Genomic DNA, 22,703 nt, shown 5'->3' with positions numbered 1-22,703 from the left:
GATCGATATCGTATGCCGGGAATACGTCTTTCACATAAGCAATGTTTGAATGATGGGCATAAAGTCAGGCGAGTTTTTTCTTCACGTTGAATCCTCCCGAAAGTAAAAAAAAAAGAGGCGGTTTCCCGCCTCTTTTTATACTGCAACTTCAAACGTCAGCTTGTCGCCGTGCTTATAATCGATCAATTTAAAATCGTTAATCGTAAAGTCGTAAAAATTTTGAACGTCCGGATTGATCCACAGCTTTGGAGCCTCGTACTGCTCGCGTTTGAGCTGAATATGTAAATTGTCGATATGACGGGTATAGATGTGGCAGTCCCCGATATTGAAAATATATTCGCCGAGTTCATATCCCAGCACTTGAGCTATCATCCGCTGCAATACATTATACTGGAACACGTTAAACGGATTTCCCAATGCCATATCATTGCTTCTCGCCCTTACTTCCAAGGATAGTTTTCCTTCCTTTACATACCATTGCGTTTCGTATACGCACGGCGTCAGCGCCATATCATCCAAATCGTCCGGGTTCCACAGCATCGTGATATGTCTTCGCGATGACGGGTTATGCTTTAATTGATGAAGCAAATAATCGACCTGATCTACTTTTTCGCCGTTTATCGTTCTGTTTTTCTTGCCTAATTGATGCCCGTAAGCCGCACCGATCGTGCCGTCTTCAAGCCTCCACTGATCCCAGATGTGCACGCCCATATCCTGAAGCGTCCGGACATCGTTTGATTTAAGCTGCCAGATCCACAGCAATTCTTTAATCGCCGTCTTCCAAGCCACTTTTTTCGTCGTCAAAATCGGAACTTCTGAATTGTCAAAACGCATCTTCTGACTAATGATGCTCAATGTATGGGCCGGAGTGCCGTCTGAATCCCACCTTGTCCGCACGTCATATTCTTCATCAGAAATGCCGGTTTCAATGATTTTTTGGATGATTGCGTTGTATTGTTGATCATAGTGGCTCATGTTATCCTCTCCTCACCAAAAATGATATGAATAAAATTCGTTTTTTTCAATAGAAAAATCTTACGTTCGTAAGCTGTAAATCTCCAAGGCTTCGCTCAGGACATGTTTGTTATACCCGGTCATGTGATGAATTTTTTCGACCCACCCTTCAACATCGCCGTATGCGGGCTCTGTGACCAACCCCCTGCTTGTGCTCAACCAGCTGTTCCAGCCGGAAAACTCCCAATGCGCCGTTTCACCTTGATACGGCACCCGGCATTCCAATAGCGGCTCACCGCTTAATACGGTTTGAGAATATTCAGCGGCTTCTAAAAAAAGCTTCTTGTCGACAGGCTCCGGGTGATAGATTTGGGTTGACGTTTTTCCGTTAGGCCTGTGGTAGACGATTTCTATTCGCTCTGAGAGGGGCCTCACTTGAACCTGGGCAGCCGGAAAAAAACCGCTCAATTTTTCAACGGTATAGTCTTCGGAGTCAACGTCCACTAAAATCGGCTGCAGCCATTGGTCACCCAAATCGCATAAAAAACGCCGACCTTTTTCATCAAGGGCGATCACCGCGGCATGCGCGCCGTCTGTTTTGAAATGATGCCCTATCGGATAAGCTTCTATCCCGTTTTTTTGAAATTCGTCAAGCAGCCAAATCGCCAGGTCAAAGCAATTGCCTGAAATCCCGTATTGGCGGTAATGCTCTTTCATTAAAGACACATCACGCTGCTTCTTTTCGCCGGCCCGCTGATCATACCACGCTTTCGTCAGCGTTTCCATCGGAAAACGGTCAAATTTTCTCCATGTCAAAAGGATGTCGTTCGAAGCAATCATTTTCCACTCTCCTTCCTTTTTCAATCAAATACGCGAAAAAACCCTTAGACAGGTAAGGGATTTTTCACGGATGTGTTTGAACTATTTATCGTTTTCATCTTGCGGAAGCTGGATGAAAGCATTCGAACCCGTAGCCTTCGGCATTTTTCCGTCCCACTTTTGTATCCATTGGTATTGAATCATTTCGTCTGACATTGATTTTTTGATAATTTCATTATACTCTGCGATCCCTTCCGCTTCGATCTTTTTCTTCTTCGCTTCAGCTTCGGCAATTTTGAGCTCAGTCTGCGTTCTTTCCAGTTCCTGCGATGATTTGACACGCGCATCGATCGCTTCTTGCGTCGCTTTATCAGGCTTTGGAACCCCGAGGGTTAAATCGTCGATGACAAAACCGAGCCTTTTCATATCATCTGCAAACGTTTTTTGAATTTCCGCTGCAGCTTCAGAAGACTTTTGGCCGTACGTATCGATGACTGAATATTTCGATATCGACTTTCTTGCAGCGTCCCACAGCCTTGTTTTTAGATAGCTGTCTTCAATCGATGATATATCCACGGCTCCAAATTTGTTGAACAGCTCTACCACTTTATCAGGCTGGACGACATAGTTATAGGCGATATCCATTGAAATGTTTTTTCCGTCGGAGGTTGCTACTTGAATGTCCTGGTTGTTTACGGTCTGCATCCGGACCGGATACTCCGTCACCTTGTCAAACAGTCCGACGAAATGCCAGCCTTGATCAAGCGTTTCCGATTTTACGCCCCCGTTTGGAGAGTACACGACTCCAACGTAGCCATTCGGAATCTTTTCGATAAACAGCGATGCCAAAAATCCCCCTGCAATTAAGGCGACCGCTGTGATGATTCCGCCAAGCCATGCTTTGCCTTTATTCTTTTTTGTTTGAATGTCATTCATCCCCGTCATCCTCCAGCGTTTTCTTGATCTTGCTCGCTCCGCTCCCGATTTTTTTAAAAAGCGGGCTTAGCATCAGCCATACTCCAAACCCTATGATCATCAGCAAAATGATAGAACCGATCATGACTTTCATTCTTTCCCCTCCTCGCCGGCCGTACAGTATGACTTTTCCTCTTGTCTATATTTACGTTCATATGAACTTAAAGTTTCATTTTTTAATAAGAAAGCCTCCTTTTGATTTAAAATAAAAAAGATAGAACATGAATATGCATATACAAACCCTTTCTAAATGATTTGGAGGAATTAAGTTGACCCTAAAAAAAGGGATTTATATTATTACCGGAATCATGGCTTCAGGAAAATCAACGATTTCCCAGATGTTGGCCGGACAATTCGATCAGGGTGTTCACGTTAAGGGCGATATATTCCGGAAGATGATTGTCCATGGTCGCATCGATATGTCGCCTGATGGCAGGGAAGGCGCGGAAGAACAGTTAAGACTTCGCTACAGGATGGCGGCAAAGGTTGCGGAAATGTACTATCAAGCGGGATTTTCAGTTGTTTTGCAGGATATTTATTTAGGAAAAGAAGTGAATACTTTTCTTCAAGAATTTGAAGTACACCCCCTTTACTTCATCACGCTGCATCCAAATATTGAAGCCATTATCGACAGAGAAAAAAAGCGCAATAAAACAGGCTACCGCATCTGGGAGGTTGAAGCCCTTTACAGCATTTTGGCAAAAGAAAATCCGAAAATAGGGCTTTGGATTGATTCATCTGATTTGACGCAGGAAGAAACGCTGAATGAAATTATAAAGCGGGCAGAACCTGAAGCGCGTCTTGTATAAAGGAAGACTGCAGACGTTGTCTGCAGTCTCTTTCGCCGGATGTAATAAAGGCATTTGTTATGTATTGAATATTTTATCCCGTAATTGAGAATGGATATTGGGATTGAGCAAAAAAATGATCGATTGAAGCTGTTCCTTTTTGTTGATCGAGGGATCTGCGTGATGCTGATGGTTATAGCCGCTAAAAATCGCGATCATGGTCGAAGCCAAAACCCTCGGGGGAATTTGGGTCTGAACGATTCCTTCCTCCTGCAGCTGCTCGATCAGCAAAACAAAAAATTCTCTCCACCGTTCATACAATAATGCGATTTTCTTCTCAATTTCCGGATATCTGTGGCTGTTGGCCATAAATTCCAAAAATAAAGCCGTCGTATGCTCTTTATTTGTTTTTTGAATCAAGTATTCGATTCCTGTCAACAAACCCCTCAAAGTCTTTTTCTGAAAACATTTCATGCTGATCAGAAAACGCTCTTCCATCTGTTCATTCATAATATGAAGAAATAATGACTCTTTGGATTTAAAGTATAGATAAAACGTAGCTTTTGAATAACCTGCTTCCTTCATGATTTCATCTACCGAGGTTGCCGAATAGCCATTTTGGGCAAACAGCCGGCAGCCGGCATCTATGATTTTTTGAACCGTATTCAGTGTGTTCTTTTTCATTAGCTGTCCTCTCTTCTTTGATTGAAAGTGAATGGGTATGTATGCAGAATATGTAGAAGCGTTAAGCACCGGATGGTATTTGTAAAAGCGCTCCATTCTTTCGCTCAAAATGGAGTCAACAGCCTAGGACGGACGCTCTGATATCAAGCATAGCAGTGTCAGGCGGGGACCGCCAAGTGACATAAGGCCGTAATCTCCAATGAATCGAATAAGGTCAAACGGTATGTAAATTTGTACCCAGAGGTACTTTCCTGATACAAATTTTCATAAAATTCCCAGCATCCATTCTAACATTTACTGCTAAAAACATCACATATATTCTAATTTATTTAATCGAACTTTTCAGTTTTTTATAGGAATGAATAAAATGCCCGGGATCTCCGTTTACCTCAAATGCGAAGACCCCCTGGTTTGTATGGAGATAAAGCAGGCCGGCGTCAGTGAAGGGCCTGTATGATATATCATGGATATGTTCCAAACGAAATTGACGGCTTGCGCTTTGGATTTTATCTTTGTATAAATGCAGACGGTGCTGTATTTTTAAATATTTTTGCTGATTGAATTCGATGATCTTTTCTGTTTTATGATAAGAAATCGCGGAAATGACGTGCTGCTCTTCCCTCACATTTATTACCTCCGTATTTTAGGACAGACGAAATCGATATCCCGGCCTTTGTCTACATGTTATCTTTTTTCATACGCAAAGGTAAAGCAGCGTGTTTTCCGGAATTCCGGTCTCACGGCTTCATCAACCGGAAATATTCATACGAATGGATGGCTAATCCCCTGTAAACGGAAAGGTTTGCATAGCGCGAGTCGACGATATCGAGCTCTTGGTTCATGTCGGTTTCCGTTTTTCCAAAAAAAGTTGTATAGGCCTCTGGAAGATCCTTCGTTTCTACAGCGACGGAAAAGGGTTTTCCTGTTTTGGCCGCATAATCGGCTTCCCCTTCTGAGATCGAAATGATTCCTGCTGCGGTATTTCGGTAGGCCATCATCGTCACGCCCCCGTCCATCATATCGATCACATGATAAGCCAATTTTTTTGCGGTTCCTTGATAAACATAATCGTATTCCGCTCCGTCCCACCAAAACGGGATTGCCGCGGACATCGGAATCTGCCCCGGCTCAGATGCAGCCTTAGTCTTAAGCTTAGCCAGAAGATCCAAATAGTCTTTGATCAGCGTTTTCCGGGCCTCTTTATCCTTCCATTCGCAGTTTAAATACGGTTCAATATCAAATTGAATACCGGAAAACCTTTTCTCGGCTGAGACCTTTTGATTGAAATCATAAATCTGTTGCATCTGGTTTAACGCTTCATTTTGACGCTGCCCCCACGATTTATCGCCGTTTAATGCGTAAACCTTGATTCCGTTTTGAGCAGCTGCAGCATTCAGCATTTCATATTTATACGGATCAGTTTTCAGGTAATCTCCTGTCATGACATACATCAAATTGATCCCTTTTTGCAAAGCAAAGCTGATCAGCTTGTTCCGGTTGTCCAGCGTATTCATTTCCTGCCGAACATTCCATACATACATGGCTTTGTCTTTCCCGGAAGGCGTTTCGGCTAAAGCTGAATCAGCACCCGCCAGAGCGATAAAGACAATCAGAAAAAGCGCCAGCCATTTTTGTTTTCTCAGCAAGGTAGGTATTCTCCTTTCCTCCTCATAATATTTTCCTTTTCTTATCGCAAATTGCTGTCCTATTTTGTTCATCGGAAACAAAATGGATTTCTTTAACAAAATGCGGTCATAAAAAACATACTGACGTACGCTTTAATTTTCCTGCAGACGCGGCTTTGCGGGATCACATGCAGGCTTTTGCGTATTTGTCGATTCGGCGATCTTCATTAAGTAGTAGCATTCTTCCCTCATCATATGGTCTGCCATAAGCGCTGAAAACGTACCGAGTACCTGATCGGATAACTCCAATTCCTCTATCTCGTGGAGAAAAGTGCGGAATAAATCGATTTCAAGCTTAATGTCCTCATTCATTTTTCTAAGAGCCGGAAACGATTCAACATTGGCTCTTAAATAACCGGTAAGCTCCACAGACTTCAAATAAAACTGTTCAAAATGCTTCTCAAATCCCCGGCTCTTTTTTTTCAAGCGTTTTTCCACTCCGTCGAGATCATCGCTGATCGCTCCCGCGTGTCCGGCAGCATCCATCAGCCACAGCATATGATGGTGCAGTTCGTGAAAAATAGGAGGGACTTCATTTCTTTTCAAATATTTCATGACAAGCAAATATTCTTCCAGCTCATTTACCATATGATTAATAAACGTTGGAGAAAGATGAATTTTAATATCGCCGGTTAAATGCCTTTTAATAATAGAAAGCTTGAACTTTCTAAAACTCAGCGCATACTCCTCCGCTTCCATCGTCAGCGAATACAAATCAGAGGAAGCGCTGACTTTCTTCAACAACACATCAAACGCTTGCTTAAACCGCTTTGCCTGCTCAATATCCCCCTTCTCTCTCTCAGCCAACGAATCAAGAATAAAACGGGCGTGATCCCCCAAAACCTGAAGCCAGAATTTGTGCTCAAAGACCGCTGTTTCCTGATATGTTTTCAACATCGCGCCTCCCTCTCATAACCATTCTTCATTATGGCTATTCGGCGAATGCTTGAATTATGATCAAGGCACAGGCCCCTGCTGCTGTGTATGACCGTAACACGCCCGCTGCAATCCTTAACCCCTTTTCAGCAATTCGTCTATCCACTGATCGAGCTTGCGGGATGACATTTCTCCTTCATAAGCGCGCATGATATCGCCTTCTGAATCAATGAAAAACGTTGTCGGCAGGTTAAAAATCTCCCAGGAACGGTAAACTTCAGCCCTTTTATCAAGAGCGACGGGAAAAGTTAAGCCGTAGCGGTCTACAAAACGTTTTACGACAGCGTCTGATTCTTGAACATTCACGGCAACGATTTCAAGATCTTCCCCTTTATAACGGGAATAGGCTTTTTGAATGACCGGCATTTCCCTTTTGCACGGCCCGCACCAGGAACCCCAAAAGTTCACGACAACCGCCTTGCCTTTCAGCTCTTTCAGGTCTATTTTTCCGCCGTTCACCTCAGCTAATGTAAAGTTCGGAGCCGGCTGGTGAAGCTCCGCGCTTCCCCTCCTGTCACCGCTAACAGCAAACTGCTGGTAAAGAGCGAACCACGCTGCTGAAATAAAAAGGACGAGAATCATGGTCTTAAACAAAAGCCGCTTCTTTGTTTTCATTGTATTTTCTCCTTTGACTCATACATCATCTCCCATAATAATTTGATGCAACAGGTGTCAATCCCTTCATTTTCTGCAAAAAGCTGTTTTGTCCGTTTGATGAAACTTTTCACGCCTGTAGTACGTATGTAACTGGCAAGGAGGTTTCAAAAATGAAAGAATACGAATTTGTAAGAGTCGAGCTGAGCTCGTTCAACAGAAAACCAAAGGTAGATTATCAGCAAATCATTCACGATTACGCCGGTAAAGGATGGCGTTTTGTTCAAATTTTCGCCCCAGGCACGTCCGGATACGGATCAGCAGCTTATTTTGAATTAATCTTTGAAAGGGATGCCCAGTCCAGTGACTAGGCGTTGACAATTCCAAAAAGAAACCCACATAAAAAGCGAAAAAAAGAACAAAAATATACCTATATTTCACAAAAAGGGAACACAGAACAACATGGATAGAAAAAAGAAGTGGGATTCTGAATTTAAAACAATGCTCATTTGGAAGATGGCGGCAGCCTCGGCATTATCATGGGAAATCGCAAAAGCGTTTGGATCGAATCATCCTTACTTGGCCCCGCTCTCCGTCATTTTATGTCTCCATGGAACAGTAGGCAAAACCGTCAAATTTTCACTCAAACGAATCGCCGGTACAGTCATCGGAGTCCTTTTGACCGCTTATATTGTCTCGTTCGTCCCGCACAACGGCTGGGTTTTGGGCGCTTTATTGGTGTTGGGGTTATGGATCTCGAAATGGCTGAAATTAGATCAAGTCGGGCTGCACCAAACGGCGATCACCATTTTATTCGTTTTTTCATTGGGGCAACAATCAAATCATTATGCATTCGACCGGATCATCGATACCGTTATCGGAGTGGCCGTAGCCATATTGATTCATATGATTTACCCGCCTAATTTGACAAAGTATGCCTCAGAATCAATGCGCCAATTTTCAATTAAAATCAATACCGCTTTTACGGACGTATCTTCCTGGATCAAAGAAGGATGTCAAAAAGTAAAAGGAGAAAAACTTCAAAAAGAAACCGATGCATTATTAAAAGAGTTCCACCAAACCAAAAAAGCTCTGCACCATGCATCAGACAGCTTAAAATTTAATCTTGCCGGCGAAAAAAACAGGCAAAACCTCAATACTTACAAACGGGAAATGAATGATCTTACGGAAGGATATACATATTTGTCAAACACAATCAAAACGTTTTTAGAATGGGGCGCCTCCGGCCTTATGTCTTCAGACGACCGGGCGGCGTGGGCAGAAGAGATCGATATCATCGGCCAGGCATTCAAAAACAGCAAAAGAAGATATTTCCGGCAGCTCAAGATTTGAACCCTGAACGCCTGGCAGGAATATCCCCTCAGCTTGCTCCGAACATCTATCCGATTGCTTTATATCAAGAAACGAAGAACTTTTTAGATGCTTTCAATCACAATTAAACTACAAGCCGGTCCAGCCGGACACTAGCTGTCACGATTTACGTTGTTTTATCGCTAAAAATTCCTTTTGGAAAATGCACATTCTGATCGCATTATGATAAAAGCCGTCTACGAAAAATTCATCCTGAAGCTCGCTTTCGATTGAGAAACCGCATTTTTTATAAAGATGAATGGCCTTTTTGTTTTCTTCATCGACGATTAAATAAAGTTTGTGCAAATTTAAAACGGAAAACGCGTAATTCATTGCCAAAAAGGTTGCATCAGCTGAATAGCCTTTGCCTTGATGTTCAGGATCAATAATGATTTGAAACTCTGCTCTCCTGTGAATATAATCAATCTCGACCAGTTCCACCAAACCGATCATTTCTGTATCTTTCTCCACGATAAAACGGCGTTCGCTTTGGTCATGAATATGCTTATCAAATAAATCCTGCAATTCGACAAACGTTTCATAAGGTTCTTCAAACCAGTAAGACATGATCTTCGCATCATTATTGAGGCGGTGCACAAACGGCAAGTCTTCTCTTTCCAACGCACGCAATTTTAACTGATTATCCATGTAAACATCCTCCAAAGGTTTTAAAATATATAATTAAGAAGTGAGCCGGAGGCCGATGACCCCGACGATGATCAGACAAAGAGAAATCAATTGTGATAAGCGAAACCGTTCCTTAAACCAAACAAAGCTGACCGCCGTCACGCCGATGCTGCCAATCCCGGTCCAGACTGCATACGCGACGCCTGAAGGAAGAACCTGCATCGCTTTTGAAAGGCAATAAAATGACAGAGCAAAGCCCAGCGTCATCACGATGATCGGCCATTTCTTTCTTGTACCATCAATATATTTCATTGCTACAGCCGCAATCACTTCCTCAACGCCGGCAATGCAAAGCAACAACCATGCCATCAATGTTCACCTCCTGACCCAGCGTTTTTTTCTTTCGTGAAAATCTTCATTCCGACAATGCCCGCAAGCAGCAAGGCTAAAAAGAATATTTGGCCTCCGGAAAAAGATTCTCCTAAAAAAATTCCCGTTAAATACGTGCCGGCCGTTCCAATTCCTACAAATACGGTGTAAGCGGAAGCCATCGGAATTTTTCTATAGGAACAAATCAAGAGTAGAAAACTGACCGCAATCAACAATAGAATGATCAGCCAATCTGAAAAACTATCAGCATGTTTAAGTGCAGAAGCCCAGACCACCTCAAGAAAACCTGCAATTATAACGATCAGCCAACTCATTTGTAACACCCCCTGTTTTGTGAATGAACGTCAGTCATTTTTAGGGCGAGAAAAAATGATCGGCAAAAAACCATCATTTTTTATGTTCATCTAAGCTTCTTTTTAAAAATGTAAAGATCTCATTCTTGAAAACTTCGATATCTTCATCTTTTTCAGCCCCGATGTAATACCGTTCCGCCGTATTCTCAACAAAGTTAATAATCGTTCTCGCCGTCCACCTTACGTTGATATCACATATAATCTCGCCTTTTTCGGCCGCTTTCCCGATAATTCCCTCTAGCCACTTATAGTACGGCTGATAAATCGCTTCCCATTTTTCCATTGAATGGTCGATGGCAAGACCTGAATAGCAAAGAACGATAATATCCTTATGAGCATTTGTAATATTGAATGTCTCATCAATCAGAATCTCCAAAACCGTCCAGAAATGCTCGGTGCCGTTAATTTTGCTTTTAATCTTATCCAGCGTATGCGTCAGAAGGTACTCTGCAATAGCCGGAATCAAGGCGTTTTTCGATGAGAAATATAAATAAAAGGTCCCCTGTGCGGTCCCCGCCCTTTTCACAATATCCGAAATGGAGGCCTTATCAAGCCCTTTTTCAGAAATGACTTCAATGGCCGCGTACAAAATTTTATCGTATTTCCCCGACGTTTGTTTTGGCAAGTTGAAGACCCCCCTAATAAATGAATGACTCTCAGTCATTTTAGTTGATTGGTTTTTTGGTGTCAACTGTGCAGCTCAATTTTTGTCCTTGAATACAACAGTCAAACGGATGGTTAATCTCAGATTTAACAGAAAACAATATGACGGAAAACCTTGATCCTCTTCACTCCCCTATCCCGCATTGAGTCGCGGCCTTGCCCACCACGTTCACGAAAATTCGAGCGTTTTTAAAAAAAGATTTGCAAGTGCAAGTGATTGATCGTTTCTGCCTGATCACTTTCTGTTTTTGCTTTCCCTTCGCCGGCTGCCCAAAGACGGGCAAATGCTGAACAAAACTGACGGAGATATGCTAACGAATTCCACATTCCCCTTTTAAATAAAAGGCTGCACGCGCCGTGAGGATCGTCTCTGGAAGCCCCCTCATCAGAACAATTCCGGCGGAGTAGTGTAACGCTTGGAACCGCGATCGTATACACCTCAACTATGTGATATTTAAGATTACGATTGAGCCCCGATAACATGATTCTTATCACAATAACCCGAATTTTAAAAAAGCCAGCCGCTGATTCAATACTGTTGCGGCTCTTCTCAATAAACGTCTTAATTTTCTGGAATCCATATTCCCAACGCGAGAAGACATTATTTAGTTAAATGATTTACTTCATTCGCCACTCGAATTCCGGATTCGATCGCTCCCTGCATCCATCCGTGAGCGAGTGAGGTGTGTTCCCCGGCGAAATGGATTCTCCCTTCTGGAACAGGAATATAAGGATACAGCTCTAATTCCTGTCCTGGTTCGAAAGCTGTGAATCCCCCGACGGAAAATGGGTTCAGACTCCAGCTGAATGAAGCGCCGGACACAAACTCAGACCACACAATATCTCCATAGATTTCCGATAAATTCATTAAAGTATACCAGAGGCGCGCTCCTTCTGACATACTGTCCCATGTCAGCGCTTCATCCGCCCATGTATAGCTCGCTAATACGACTGCATGTCCATTCGATCCGATGCCAAAGCTTGGGTAATACGAAAATCTAATCGGAAGATCAGTTATGGATTTGCCGCCGCGCTGCCCTGCTTTCTCCCAAAATCGACTCTTAAACTCAATCCCGGTTTTTGTTGCGGCTATATAGTTGAGTTCGCGAATGGCCCTCCGTTTAAAATAGGAAAAGGAATCGAATGGTTCAACTTTTACAAACCGCAAGGCTGAAAAAGGAATGGTGATGATCGCAAGGTCGCCTGAAAGCGCTGTATGTTCTCTCGACTGCTGATGAATGCAATGGATCGTTACTCTGTTTTGATCTTGAGAAATTTTCACCATTTTTTGATGGAAAAGAATATTTTCTTTTAACTGAGGAAGAAATGCCTGCGGCAGCAGGTCCATGCCGCCTGTTATCTCATAGAAGCGAGTCGGCGATGTGAAAAATATCGATTCCCGCAATACTTCAACAAGGGATATCCCCATGTACGCTTCCATATCCAAAAGTACGCCGATCATATCGATTGCACCGCTTGAGAAATAAGTATTCAGGAAAGAGCCTAACGAATGGTTCCTGTATTGTTTTTCGACAATACGCCAATTTCTCGCAGGATCTTGATTAATAAAATCGAGGATGGGCTGCAATACGGAAAGCATCAGCTCTTCAGCCGTTTTTCCCTGTTCATTTGGTGCAACCGGATATCTCAAAATGCCCGGATTTTCTTCAAATATGTGGAGACGCGTTTTGACGCCGTTGGCATAAATGCTGTCCATTGGAGTCCTGTTCAAAAATACATTTGTTGACAGCCTGAATTTTTTAATATATTCCAAAGTTAAAGAATGGATATCCGGAATGCGCATCGGCCCGACATTGAAATACAATCCGGCACTAAAGGGGGACCGCGAAGTGTAGACACGTCCTCCGATTCTATCATTCGCTTCCAGAATCGTCACGTTGTGTCCGGCATTCTTTAGCAAAGACGCTGCCACAAGCCCGGCCAACCCGGCACCAACGACAATAATGCGCTTCGGACGATGTGATGCCGGAAGACCGTTTCTAATAATCGCGATCATGTCTTTGTTCTTTAATCGAGCATTCACTTTGCGAGGCACCCTCTTTTTTGATTTATTGCATTATATTCACCAAAAAGGGTGCCTATCACGATCTAATGAATTTTTTTGCTGTTGAATTAACTTCCGAATCCCTTCAGGTTTTTCACTCCTGACAATCGTTTTCCAAACGGAAATTTTCTTTCAATATTATAGAGCTAATTTATAATTGGCAAGAGGTTCATAGAGCCATCTTTCAGCCAAACTAACTGGCCATGCCTTTTTTCATTTCCATTAAAACAAATGTGTCCTCAATTCTTCGAGTGAGACCATTTTTAGTGAAAAAATTACAAGCCTTACCGCTTTCACAAGTAACTGGCTCTTCTGGTCGCCTATAATGGAGTTGCTTTTTCGGATCCGTGGATCTTTTTAACTTTCCCTTCCCAAATTTGAACTGATCTTAAAATGAAACCAAAGGTGTTGGAAGAGCTATTATCAGGAATAGAACATTTTTATCTACAACTTCTGATACCACCCCTGCTAAAGCATATCCCAATGGCATTAAAGAGCTGTTCACAGCAAAAAATGCTCCCAGTGACCTAGCTCTGTCACTTCCTTCGGTCACTCTTTGCAGATAGCCCTCAAGATAAATATTCACGACTCCGCTAATAGCGCCAGTTAAAATAAGTAAAATTAAACCTATGTAGACATTTGTAACCCATCCTAAAGGAGAAAGTAACAGACCAAAAATTAACATCAACGTAGGAGCTACAACCTTAAGGTGTTCTTGCTTTGCCAAAAAAGAAAGAGTAATTGCTGCTACTAGTGTACCTATTCCCCAAATTGATTGAAAAACCGCCAATCCATTCATTATCTTTAATTAATATAGAAGTCCATATAGCAATATAAATCGGGAACCCACTAAACAAAAGCTGCTGTATACTTGTACCATACAATAGATTTCTCAAAGGTTTATTATTTATTAGGTTGGTGAATCCGGTGAATATTTGCCTTCTGCTAAATGCGACCTCGCTTTGACTGCCTCTTCTATCTTTAATCAAAAACTCCAAAAAAATTGATATAAAAGTCAGGCAACCGCATAAAATCCATACATATCCGAAAGGAAAAAAAGTGAATAACACACCGGTGATAATAGGAACTGTAACCTGAGCAGTTTGATTCAATATTTCTTGAAATGCTATCCCTTTTTCAATCACATCCCTTTCAAGAGTATCAGAAATAAGAGATCGTGAAGTTGGTTCGATAGCCGTCAAACAGATAGAAATTAATGCTCTAGCAATGATTAATAGTAATGTGGATGTGAAATTAAAAATGGCTAAAATACCAATAACGAAAAATAAAAGAGAAATGATGATATCAGAGAGGGCAATTATTCTTCCCCTATGGAACCTGTCTGCCAGCCAGCCGGTAAACGGTGAAAGTATTATTGATATTCCCAGCCCCAATCCGATTACTAAACTTCCACTTAAGACGCTATCTGTTTCATTTAGAGACCACCATATTAAAGAATAATAAAAAAGTGTAGAGCTTAATAACGACAAAAAAGTGCCAGACCACAGTTTAAAAAAATCGCCTTTGAATATCCATGAATGCTTCAAACTATTCCCTCGCTTTAAGAATAGAGACTATCTACAAGATAACCTCTAAAAGAAGCCGGCAGAGCTATTTCCGATCACTTTGGATTGGGAATCTTCCGGTATCATTGCAGGAAATAAAAGACAACCTCCAAACTGTCTAACATAAAAAGAAAGCCGATTTCCAGATCTGCGAAAAAAAATCGACTTTCTTTTTTGTTCTTAAAAATCTGTATGGATGTTAGCTGAAATCGAAGCCCTTCCCCTCACGCAGCAATCCTTCTGTTTCCATTGCGCGAGCAACACCAAGATGAAAGTGCGCGTACCGGGCTGTGCAGCCGGTCATCTCCTTCCCTCTATTGATGAACTCGACCATTTTTCAAAACCCTTATAAATGATCTATACAATTGCTCGCTGCGGGCATAGGATAAACTAGTACTTCAAGGAGGTGAACTACATGAGCGGAGGTTTCGGAGCAGGTTTTGCATTAATTGTTGTTCTGTTCATTCTCTTGATCATCGTCGGTGCTAGCTGGGTCGGCGGAGGATTTTATTAATCAAATGGGCACTTAACTTTATTTAACTTGAGAAGTGCAGAAATAACACCCTCCGGCTAACAGTTCTATGGGTGTTACCCTCCTCTGCACTCCTCCCAAAACGAACTGTCAGATCAATCCGTTGGAATTCATTTACCCTCCTCATGTTATTGTTTTAAAATAGAAGGGGCCCTTTGATAAAGGGCCTTTTTTGCCGGGTTCGATTATCTGCGGAATAGGGTGGATGCATCACAAGGCCATAACCTTCAAATCATATGGTCAGCGCCCTTCAGCAAATCATCATGCTCGCCGAATTTCTTCTTCCATATCTCCTGTGCATTCTAATAGCCTCTGTCCAAGCAAATTTTTCGATGCCCCTGCTCAGGAAGCATCCCGTTTAAAAGCACCCCCCTGTCCCGCGTTTCGGATGGACAGCTCCCATCTCATACCATTCTTTTAATGCTCCATCTGTGCGCTGATAAATCAATTCACTGGCAGAAGCGTATTTAATCGTTCCGGTCGCTTTATTGCAGATTTTATCTAAGCGATCAAAAAATTTCGGCAATCCCCGCTTGTATCAAAATCACATTGCAAGTGCCGCTTCTGATTTTCGATTTCACTTTCGATATCTTAAAATGAGCTTTGGCAATGTATCCGTAACCACCGTTCTAAAAAATGGGGGTTCCGCTCTTTTTTGTCCTTGATATGCAGCCTTCTTATTTCAATGTGATGCGCGGAGGTCACTCCTTGATTTTTTCAAATCTATGAATCGTTGCTTGAGGAGGGTTTGACTCTTTAAGCATGTGAAGCCATACTTTTACTTTCTGTCTCTGTTTAAGCTCTTCTTTGTTATTGATGTCACTGAGCCCTAACACAGTCACTTTGTTCCGGTATTTTTGGATGATCTCTCTTTCGGTGAGCCTGTAATTCTCTTTTTTTGGCCTGTGCTGACTCTCAACAAGGATTGCTCTATCCCCTTCCTTTAACATGACATAGCCGACAATGCTCTGCCCTTTTTCAGGAGCTTCAATTTCTTTATTCGTTTGACATCCGGACCCAGCTAGAATAGCAAAAACCGAAATAAGCACGAACACCCTTTGCAATATACCGTCTCCTTTCTAAGATTGAAAAGAGCGTAACACACGCGTTTTAATATTTGAATCCAGGATTTTCTTTTATATTCAGAAGGATAGCGGGGATATCTAAGTTTGTTGTATCGTATAGAAAACGCTCATCTATTCCCTTACTTTCGAATTCATCAGCTAATTCCAAACATCTTGTTCCCATCCGATGTTCTTTTATCCTTAAGGCGTCTCTTCGTAACAATTCACCTTTTTCAACCCGTAATACAACATAAAAAATTAAAGCATCCTTCACCTCGGCATAAACCTTTTGAGAAAAGGCTTCCACTTCTTCCGGAAAAGCGACATAATCAATCACGACCGTCTTATTTGCCTGAATAAAATTAATGCTTACATCAGCGATGTTTTCCCAAGTCAAGGCCAATGATTCTTCGCATTCCCAGGGCGGGCGGTAGCCACCGATAACCATATCGCTGATGACGTCTCCTTCAATATAAGCGCTATGATCAAACTGTTCGGAAAGCCTCTTTGCAATCGTCGATTTACCTGCCCCTGCCGGCCCGGATATGATATAAATTTTTTTCATCGTTCCACCTGCTTTTGATATGTATGTTTTCATTTCGGCAGAAGTGATCATGATCCTGTTTGATCAAAAAAACATTTGACGTGTTTGCCGCCGGCATGCAAAGGTAGCTGGACAAAAAATGGCCGATTTACCATGAGACTAACCGGTATTTGATGATCAAGCAGCCTTCTCTCTCATCTTTTTTGTCCTATAAATTGAATAACATGAGACAAGCCATTATGCAAATCCCCTTCATGACGGACCTCTTCCCCCATGAAAAAGTGAACAATGCGCCAATCTGCGTAAATTTGCAAAAACTCTTCTGGAGAATATAAAAGTTCCAAGGCTTGCGGCCCTCCGCTTTTATACGGAATTTGGTGAATGGAATAAACCTCCGCAACAAAAAATCCCCCCGGCTTCATCGCTTCTTTCACTCCCAGAAGCGTTTTTTGGCGCAACTCTTTTGGAAAGTGTTTCGTCCCACCGGTCTTTTGTCCATGACGCTTCATTTAAATCAACAAGCTCAGTTTTAACTGTTACATCCCGCGATGCGGCAAGCTTTTCAGTTTTTCGCAAACCGGATTCGGCATAATCCCATGCAGTGACATTCATTCCCTGCTCGGCCAAAAAAACGGCATTCCGCCCTTCACCTTCCGCAATGGCTAATGCGTCACCTGATAACTGAAGCTTTTTCTGAGATTCTGATAAAAATGCATTCGGTTCGGTTCCATAAATATAGTTCTCATCTTGAAAACGGGTATTCCAGAAGGAAGTCATGATCCGATTCTCCTTTCCCACATGAGATATCACCTGGCATCAAGCTTCGGCTATTTATTTTGTTCCGGTGGATCCATGTCCTCCGCGGTTTTCGTTGCCTAAATGATCGACCTCGACCAATTCAACTGCAGGCATCTTCTTCATAATTCTGAATTGGCAAATCCGATCTCCTTTTTTAATTTCAGTATCTCGGAGCGCATAAGCCGGGAAGAACCAGAAATCATTGTCCCCTTTGTATGACTCATCAATCACGCCCATTGAATTAGTCTGAATGATACCGAAATTTTTATATGTACTTGAACGGGGAACGACATGGGCTTCATACCCTTCAGGCAATTCCATCGCCACTCCGAGAGGAATCAGTTTAAACTCATCCTTTGGAATAGATACATCTTTCGCAGCTCGCAGATCAATCCAATCACCCTGTTCGATTTTTGAAATGCGCGTTTGTGTTTCGTCTGCATATTTGATTTTGATTTGCAATGGCATATGTGTTAACTCCTTTTTTATTTCAACTTTGATTATAAGTATAGCAGTTAAGGCTTCTCGTTTAAAACCAATGCTGCGCTTCATATTGAGCGGGATATGACGGGTGTGGCCGCCTCGCTCTTCAGTCTATTTTTAATCCTTTTACTGCCTGTTCCAAATACCAGATCTTTGATAAATCGAATAGAGAGTAAGATATGAAACACATTCACATTATCTTGTTCTCCATTATCGGACAGCATTGGGTAATCTTACAAATTCCCGAACGAATTAAGATTTGTGGAACTTTATTAAGGAGTTCATTAAAGCGTTAGACAAGAAAGTGTCAGTATATGATCTAGCCTTTCAACATGTTGATGCTAAGCGGTCCTCTCTTTCAACATAGAGTCTGATTGTCTGCAATGGTTAGATAAGACTCCTCTTCATATTGCCAATCAGTTTTATATTTACTTTTTCTTACTTTTTTGTTCGAAAATGAACAAAGGTCAATAACAAGCCCAATATAATGAATAATATAGGGTAAAACAATACAGATGATTGAAAATAGGCTGAAGCTTCACCATTGCCTTCCCCATCAATCACATTGTTAGGAAAAGCAATCGAAAACAACTGTAAGGAGAATAACATGAATAAGCCAAGCAAAAATGAAATAAATCCTGATATAAAGTACATCATAACCTCCAAAAATAAATATTGCGCGCTGTTGCTATCCTAATGTTTTATGTAATGTGCCGCCAACCTGGTTCATTATGATTGAAAAGCTTGCAGGATAGTGTTTCTTATGGAATCCCCATTACACTTTCTCTTTATTACTCTTGATCTGCAGGAAAACTGAATCCCAAAACCAAAAGATCGCAGCAAAAGTAATACTGTAAAAATAAATCGTAGCATTTCCAAAAACGCTGAATACATCGTCCGCGTTATTTGTGATAGCAAAGATGTACCAGACTAAAAAGGATACAAAGCTGTATATAAATAAATATTTGAAATTAAATTTCTTCGGATTACGATTTAAGAAAACTTGAACCGGTATAGCAAATATTGCATAGCAGACTATAAGAATGATAGTGACAGCAACCAATGGGATATAATGAAAGTATCCTAAATCAATCATATAAACACATGTTGCTGCCAGAGATGAAAGAATCAGCGTGTATAGATACCTTCTAACCCGCACGATTTTACCCCCTTTCACTCTTACTTCTTCTATTTGTGTTTTAGTGATTAAATAACGCACTGACTGATAGACAGTGCGTTTTAAAGTTATAGTCTTACGTCTAGGGTTTATAAAAGCGAATAAACGTTTTCACCTTAATTTTTATAAATATCGTTTGATGACATCCATTCTAAAAATTGCTTATACGGATAATATGTTGTTCCCTTTAATTCAACTTTAGGTGCATTAGGAAACTTGCTTAATAATTCCTTAGTCTCTTCCTTATTTAGTCCTAAATAAAAGTGCAGATCCTTTTCTTTTATTAATGATGTGTACCCAGGAGAGTTTGTTTTTGGACTTTTAAAGTTTTTTAATCCATCCCCTATGAAATAGCCCATTAAAGCTAAGCCGATGCCTAACCATAAAAGATCCATAAGTATGATCCATCCTTCGCCTATTTATCGTTATTTTTCTTCATTAATAAATTCTCACAAGTTGATTTACATCATTAACGGGGATTATAAACTATATTCAAGTAAAAAAAGGCCCTCCCCTTGAGATAGCAGAAAAGTCAAAGGGATGACTTTCCTACAATCCTCATTCATGCTATTTCGAAAAATGTGTATCAACAGACCGTCTTTTCAGCAACTTGAACATGTTCACCTTGTTGGATTGCAATTAGGTTCATCTGCTCCCCGACATTCGGCACATTGCTTCCCCTTTTGTTTTTGGAACAATCCTAACAAAAGCTTTATTTAAGAAGGGCTTTCGTCAACGGCATTTCCTTTTTCTTTTCTGAGAACATATTGACCCCGGTATGTCTTTTCGACTTCAGGGTGAAATTTTATTAATCCCTGCATAAATGTCGTCATATTAGGAATTGACATCCCCGTTTCTTTTTCAATTTCTTTTTGAAGCTCACGGCTTTTTATTTCACCTTTGTGGTGCTTTAAAATCTTTAAAGCTGCCTCACGATGTTTGTAAGCTTTCGTTCCAGGTTTGGGTTTTCTTCTGGGGATTGTAGATGAAGCAATTGGTGCTGATTTCTCCGGTTTATTTTTTTCAAAAGGTTGTGCATTTGCATTTGCATTTGCATTTGCATTTGCATTGGCTAACTCTAAAAGCGGTTTTTTGTGGATCATGTTAGGCTCGTTATTGTCTAGTTCACGCAGCTTAGAATAAATTTCATTCCGTTCCTCCCGGAGTTCGCGCATGACACTGATCTCAGCATCGTTGAGCTGCTCAAGTCTTAAACGGAGCGCCTCTCTTTCATTGAACACGTTCGCCATCTCCTAAAAACCATTATTTACTTATAGTGTATAGGACTTTTTTATGTTTAACAATCGTTTTTCATAATTATTCACAATTTCACAACTGTTGGATTTATTATTGATTGTACATCCCATTCAAGAATGTATAAGGCAAACCAGAAAGGAAAAACGGGCATATCTGCCGCACTTATGAGAAGTCATCCGCAATGAAGAAGAAATATAAGTGAAAATGCTGTAGACAATTAGCGAAGATCGGTATATAGATTAATCGGGTACTTTCATTTTTCTCTTTTCCGTTGGTTTGCTCCACTTAAAAATTTTGTTTAAAAGCTTATAAAAGTTCTTGCTTTCTTTTGCCATAAGTGGACCTGCAACTGCCAAAATGAGAACATAGAGCGCGGTAAAAGGCGTTAAAATAGGATTTAATCCTGCTGTAACCCCTAAGTTAGCTACGATGATAGAAAATTCTCCCCGGGCCATGATGGTTAATCCGATATTGGTAGAGGCTTTATGGGATAGCCCTGCTTTCCTTCCAGAGATCATTCCGGCTGCAAAGTTGCTTATAATCGTAAGTACAGCTGCACCTAATGCCAGCCAAATGGCATCAGCTAATGTTGATGGATCAATACTTAATCCAAAGCTGAAAAAGAAAATTGCCCCCAAAAAATCCCTAAACGGAACGACAAGATGTTCAATACGATCTCGATGCTCAGTCTCAGAAAAAACCAAGCCTAACAATAAGGCACCAATCGCTTCTGCTACGTGAAGTGTTTCTGAAAATCCCGCAACAAAAAATAAGATCGCAAATATCACAATGATAAAAACTTCATCTGATTTTATGTTTAACCATTTATTTAATAACGAAGCACCTTTTCGTGCGATAATAAAGAACAGTAACATATAACCAACGGAAATAAGAACAGAGGTGAGAATACCGAGGAAAGATGTAGAACCTGCAAGCAAGACGCCCGACACTGTTGTTAAAAATAAAGCGAGAAAGATATCGTCAAATAAAATAATCCCCAGGATAAGCTCTGTTTCGGGATTAGCTGTTCTTTTTAAATCGACAAGAACTTTGGCTACAATCGCACTGGAAGATACACTAAGCAGTCCGGCGATAATGAGCGTTTCCATCCAAGGCATACCTGTGATAAATCCATACAGCAGACCTAAGATAAAGTTAATGGCCACATAGATACTGCCGCCTACTACGATGTTTTGTCCTGATTTGACCAGCTTGCCGACAGAGAATTCGAGCCCTAAATAGAAAAGTAAAAAAAGTACACCTATTCGGCCTAGAAATTGAATAATTTCATTGCTTTCGATAAACGTTAAATCAATAATCCCAATCGTTGGAGCATGTGGGCCTACAATCATCCCAAGAACAATTAGAAAGGGGATGATCGAAAACTTTAGTCTGTTTGCAACAACAGCGCCAATCGCAACTATGACAAGTGCCGTACCAACTTCAAATACTAAGTGATCCATCTATAATCTCCACTCCTTAGGTTGATAACAGCTTTTTGATTAATTCTTTTATCTGCTGTCTTTCTCCTGAAACAACTAATGTGTCACCAGCTTCAATAACTGTATCCGATCCCGGATTGTGCGACTTTTTGATGTTCTTTTTCTTAATCGCAATGACAGTAACTCCAAAGTTATTTCTGATATCAATTTCACCAATGGTTTTATTTACAGCGGGTGCATTGGGTTCTACTTGATACCATTCAATGATTGTATCGTCAAAAGCAAAATCTACGGTTTCCAAAGCTTGGGGTTTATACGCCATACCGCCTAATATACTTGCAATTTTTCTGGCTTCAGAATCATTAAACGTAGCACTGACCAGAACCTCTTCATGATCGTCAGCATCAAAATGATAAATTTCTCTCCGGCCGTCATCATGGATTACAATGACCAACTTATCCTGATTTTTTGTAATGATCTCAAACTTATATCCGATTCCCGGAAGTTCGCTTTCTCGAATATTCATTTCATATTCCTCCTCTGAAACAATATTTGGCCGGCTCAGAAGGGTCAAATTTTGAAAGAATCGGTTACCCGTTCCCGATTGCCCCTTCTTATCCCAAAACATCTTTAATTTTAATATTTAACAAATTTCTAAATTTCCCAGCGAATATTTATGAGAAGATAAAAAAGATGAAATCGTTACGAATACCTTTTTAAATTTAAAAATTCCATATGTTGTTTAATAAACCTTCTTAATCCATGTAACTCAATACCATTATAGTATTGTTTTATAACATTTCAAATGCCAAATATTATGTAATTAGCCGACACTTGTTTAAATATCTTTTGACTCCCTCCGTTTAATCTGATTTTCTCACGAATGCGCGCTTATTCGCAGGATTTCATAAAATTATTTTGAATTAACGGGTAATTG

Annotated in this window: 29 protein-coding genes and 1 pseudogene; 4 read left to right on the top strand and 26 right to left on the bottom strand. The window is 41.0% G+C overall.

Features of this window, described 5'->3' with window-relative positions; translation table 11 throughout:
* Positions 1–135: 135 nt before the first annotated feature.
* The 4 genes from AB447_RS02705 to AB447_RS26105 form a co-directional block, all read right to left on the bottom strand.
* Entirely contained in the window at positions 136–975 is an 840-nt protein-coding gene (locus AB447_RS02705) for a thymidylate synthase (protein ID WP_048355586.1), read from the bottom strand.
* A gap of 60 nt (positions 976–1,035) precedes the next feature.
* Positions 1,036–1,794: a hypothetical protein gene (locus AB447_RS02700; protein ID WP_057957423.1), complete on the bottom strand. Its 759-nt coding sequence runs from the start codon at positions 1,792–1,794 to the stop codon at positions 1,036–1,038.
* An 81-nt stretch (positions 1,795–1,875) separates the two neighbouring features.
* On the bottom strand, positions 1,876–2,709 hold the full coding sequence (locus AB447_RS02695) for a prohibitin family protein (RefSeq protein ID WP_048355587.1): 834 nt from the start codon (positions 2,707–2,709) through the stop codon (positions 1,876–1,878).
* Positions 2,702–2,842: a hypothetical protein gene (locus AB447_RS26105; RefSeq protein WP_172796311.1), complete on the bottom strand. Its 141-nt coding sequence runs from the start codon at positions 2,840–2,842 to the stop codon at positions 2,702–2,704. Before AB447_RS26105 ends, AB447_RS02695 begins: the two co-directional genes overlap by 8 nt.
* Positions 2,843–3,017: 175 nt before the next feature.
* On the opposite strand from AB447_RS26105, the gene AB447_RS02690 reads away from it, so the two are divergent.
* Positions 3,018–3,557 (top strand): AAA family ATPase, encoded by a 540-nt coding sequence (locus AB447_RS02690; RefSeq protein ID WP_096891826.1) that lies wholly within the window; start codon positions 3,018–3,020, stop codon positions 3,555–3,557.
* A gap of 57 nt (positions 3,558–3,614) precedes the next feature.
* Here the strand turns inward: AB447_RS02690 and AB447_RS02685 are convergent, their stop codons facing one another.
* From AB447_RS02685 to resA, 5 genes are all read right to left on the bottom strand, one after another.
* Positions 3,615–4,220 carry a TetR/AcrR family transcriptional regulator gene (locus tag AB447_RS02685; protein ID WP_048355588.1) on the bottom strand — a complete coding sequence of 202 codons (606 nt, stop codon included), beginning with the start codon at positions 4,218–4,220 and terminating at the stop codon, positions 3,615–3,617.
* A 325-nt stretch (positions 4,221–4,545) separates the two neighbouring features.
* Positions 4,546–4,845: a hypothetical protein gene (locus tag AB447_RS02680; RefSeq protein ID WP_048355589.1), complete on the bottom strand. Its 300-nt coding sequence runs from the start codon at positions 4,843–4,845 to the stop codon at positions 4,546–4,548.
* 112 nt (positions 4,846–4,957) lie between these two features.
* The gene (locus AB447_RS02675; protein ID WP_048355590.1) at positions 4,958–5,866 is read right to left on the bottom strand and encodes a hypothetical protein; all 909 of its coding nucleotides are present in this window, start codon (positions 5,864–5,866) and stop codon (positions 4,958–4,960) included.
* Between the two features lie 132 nt (positions 5,867–5,998).
* Positions 5,999–6,799, bottom strand: coding sequence for a DUF2935 domain-containing protein (locus AB447_RS02670; RefSeq protein WP_048355591.1), 801 nt, complete (start codon positions 6,797–6,799; stop codon positions 5,999–6,001).
* A gap of 117 nt (positions 6,800–6,916) precedes the next feature.
* Positions 6,917–7,456 (bottom strand): thiol-disulfide oxidoreductase ResA, encoded by a 540-nt coding sequence (gene resA / locus AB447_RS02665; protein ID WP_048355592.1) that lies wholly within the window; start codon positions 7,454–7,456, stop codon positions 6,917–6,919.
* 152 nt (positions 7,457–7,608) lie between these two features.
* Here resA and AB447_RS02660 point away from each other — a divergent pair, with 152 nt between their 5' ends.
* Positions 7,609–7,806, top strand: a complete 198-nt coding sequence (locus AB447_RS02660; RefSeq protein ID WP_048355593.1) for a DUF4177 domain-containing protein — start codon at positions 7,609–7,611, stop codon at positions 7,804–7,806.
* Between the two features lie 91 nt (positions 7,807–7,897).
* Positions 7,898–8,788: an FUSC family protein gene (locus tag AB447_RS02655; protein WP_053075425.1), complete on the top strand. Its 891-nt coding sequence runs from the start codon at positions 7,898–7,900 to the stop codon at positions 8,786–8,788.
* Between the two features lie 138 nt (positions 8,789–8,926).
* On the opposite strand, the gene speG is transcribed toward AB447_RS02655, so the two are convergent.
* The 7 genes from speG to AB447_RS02625 all read right to left on the bottom strand — a co-directional run bounded on the left by speG (position 8,927) and on the right by AB447_RS02625 (position 14,451).
* The gene (gene speG, locus AB447_RS02650) at positions 8,927–9,454 is read right to left on the bottom strand and encodes a spermidine N1-acetyltransferase (RefSeq protein ID WP_048355594.1); all 528 of its coding nucleotides are present in this window, start codon (positions 9,452–9,454) and stop codon (positions 8,927–8,929) included.
* A gap of 33 nt (positions 9,455–9,487) precedes the next feature.
* On the bottom strand, positions 9,488–9,802 hold the full coding sequence (locus tag AB447_RS02645) for a DMT family transporter (protein ID WP_048355595.1): 315 nt from the start codon (positions 9,800–9,802) through the stop codon (positions 9,488–9,490).
* Entirely contained in the window at positions 9,802–10,137 is a 336-nt protein-coding gene (locus AB447_RS02640; protein ID WP_048355596.1) for a DMT family transporter, read from the bottom strand. Before AB447_RS02640 ends, AB447_RS02645 begins: the two co-directional genes overlap by 1 nt.
* 73 nt (positions 10,138–10,210) lie before the next feature.
* The gene (locus tag AB447_RS02635; RefSeq protein ID WP_048355597.1) at positions 10,211–10,801 is read right to left on the bottom strand and encodes a TetR/AcrR family transcriptional regulator; all 591 of its coding nucleotides are present in this window, start codon (positions 10,799–10,801) and stop codon (positions 10,211–10,213) included.
* 639 nt (positions 10,802–11,440) lie between these two features.
* Complete coding sequence (locus AB447_RS02630; protein WP_048355609.1) at positions 11,441–12,856, bottom strand: flavin monoamine oxidase family protein; 1,416 nt, start codon at positions 12,854–12,856, stop codon at positions 11,441–11,443.
* A gap of 436 nt (positions 12,857–13,292) precedes the next feature.
* The gene (locus AB447_RS26640) at positions 13,293–13,592 is read right to left on the bottom strand and encodes an MFS transporter (RefSeq protein ID WP_231592088.1); all 300 of its coding nucleotides are present in this window, start codon (positions 13,590–13,592) and stop codon (positions 13,293–13,295) included.
* 16 nt (positions 13,593–13,608) lie between these two features.
* Positions 13,609–14,451, bottom strand: coding sequence for an MFS transporter (locus AB447_RS02625; RefSeq protein ID WP_231592087.1), 843 nt, complete (start codon positions 14,449–14,451; stop codon positions 13,609–13,611).
* Positions 14,452–14,884: 433 nt separating this feature from the next.
* Between AB447_RS02625 and AB447_RS24920 the strand changes: the two genes are divergently transcribed.
* Entirely contained in the window at positions 14,885–14,983 is a 99-nt protein-coding gene (locus tag AB447_RS24920; protein WP_082142405.1) for a YjcZ family sporulation protein, read from the top strand.
* Positions 14,984–15,359: 376 nt separating this feature from the next.
* Here AB447_RS24920 and AB447_RS26635 read toward each other — a convergent pair whose 3' ends face one another.
* From AB447_RS26635 to AB447_RS02575, 10 genes and pseudogenes are all read right to left on the bottom strand, one after another.
* A complete protein-coding gene (locus AB447_RS26635; protein WP_231592086.1) occupies positions 15,360–15,527 on the bottom strand; it encodes a hypothetical protein in 168 nt (55 codons plus the stop codon).
* Positions 15,528–15,702: 175 nt separating this feature from the next.
* Positions 15,703–16,056, bottom strand: a complete 354-nt coding sequence (locus tag AB447_RS02620) for a DUF3221 domain-containing protein (protein WP_231592090.1) — start codon at positions 16,054–16,056, stop codon at positions 15,703–15,705.
* A gap of 55 nt (positions 16,057–16,111) precedes the next feature.
* Complete coding sequence (locus AB447_RS02615; RefSeq protein ID WP_048355610.1) at positions 16,112–16,630, bottom strand: AAA family ATPase; 519 nt, start codon at positions 16,628–16,630, stop codon at positions 16,112–16,114.
* Positions 16,631–16,803: 173 nt separating this feature from the next.
* A pseudogene (locus tag AB447_RS02610) lies at positions 16,804–17,386 on the bottom strand (class I SAM-dependent methyltransferase).
* A 54-nt stretch (positions 17,387–17,440) separates the two neighbouring features.
* Positions 17,441–17,875, bottom strand: coding sequence for a dUTP diphosphatase (locus tag AB447_RS02605; protein ID WP_048355599.1), 435 nt, complete (start codon positions 17,873–17,875; stop codon positions 17,441–17,443).
* A gap of 790 nt (positions 17,876–18,665) precedes the next feature.
* Positions 18,666–19,049, bottom strand: a complete 384-nt coding sequence (locus AB447_RS02595; RefSeq protein ID WP_048355601.1) for a UPF0715 family protein — start codon at positions 19,047–19,049, stop codon at positions 18,666–18,668.
* Between the two features lie 134 nt (positions 19,050–19,183).
* Positions 19,184–19,462, bottom strand: coding sequence for a DNA-binding protein (locus AB447_RS02590; protein ID WP_411801401.1), 279 nt, complete (start codon positions 19,460–19,462; stop codon positions 19,184–19,186).
* Positions 19,463–19,783: 321 nt separating this feature from the next.
* Positions 19,784–20,308, bottom strand: coding sequence for a Rok-like winged helix domain-containing protein (locus tag AB447_RS02585; protein WP_048355603.1), 525 nt, complete (start codon positions 20,306–20,308; stop codon positions 19,784–19,786).
* A 255-nt stretch (positions 20,309–20,563) separates the two neighbouring features.
* Positions 20,564–21,787: a cation:proton antiporter gene (locus tag AB447_RS02580; protein WP_048355604.1), complete on the bottom strand. Its 1,224-nt coding sequence runs from the start codon at positions 21,785–21,787 to the stop codon at positions 20,564–20,566.
* Positions 21,788–21,803: 16 nt separating this feature from the next.
* Positions 21,804–22,292, bottom strand: a complete 489-nt coding sequence (locus AB447_RS02575; RefSeq protein ID WP_048355605.1) for a cation:proton antiporter regulatory subunit — start codon at positions 22,290–22,292, stop codon at positions 21,804–21,806.
* Between the last annotated feature and the right edge of the window lie 411 nt (positions 22,293–22,703).

Origin of the sequence: Bacillus glycinifermentans, assembly GCF_001042475.2 — a bacterium.
In the GTDB taxonomy this organism is placed as follows: domain Bacteria; phylum Bacillota; class Bacilli; order Bacillales; family Bacillaceae; genus Bacillus; species Bacillus glycinifermentans.
Note: the sequence above shows the minus strand (reverse complement) of the source record. Positions and strands in the feature narration are given on the sequence as shown.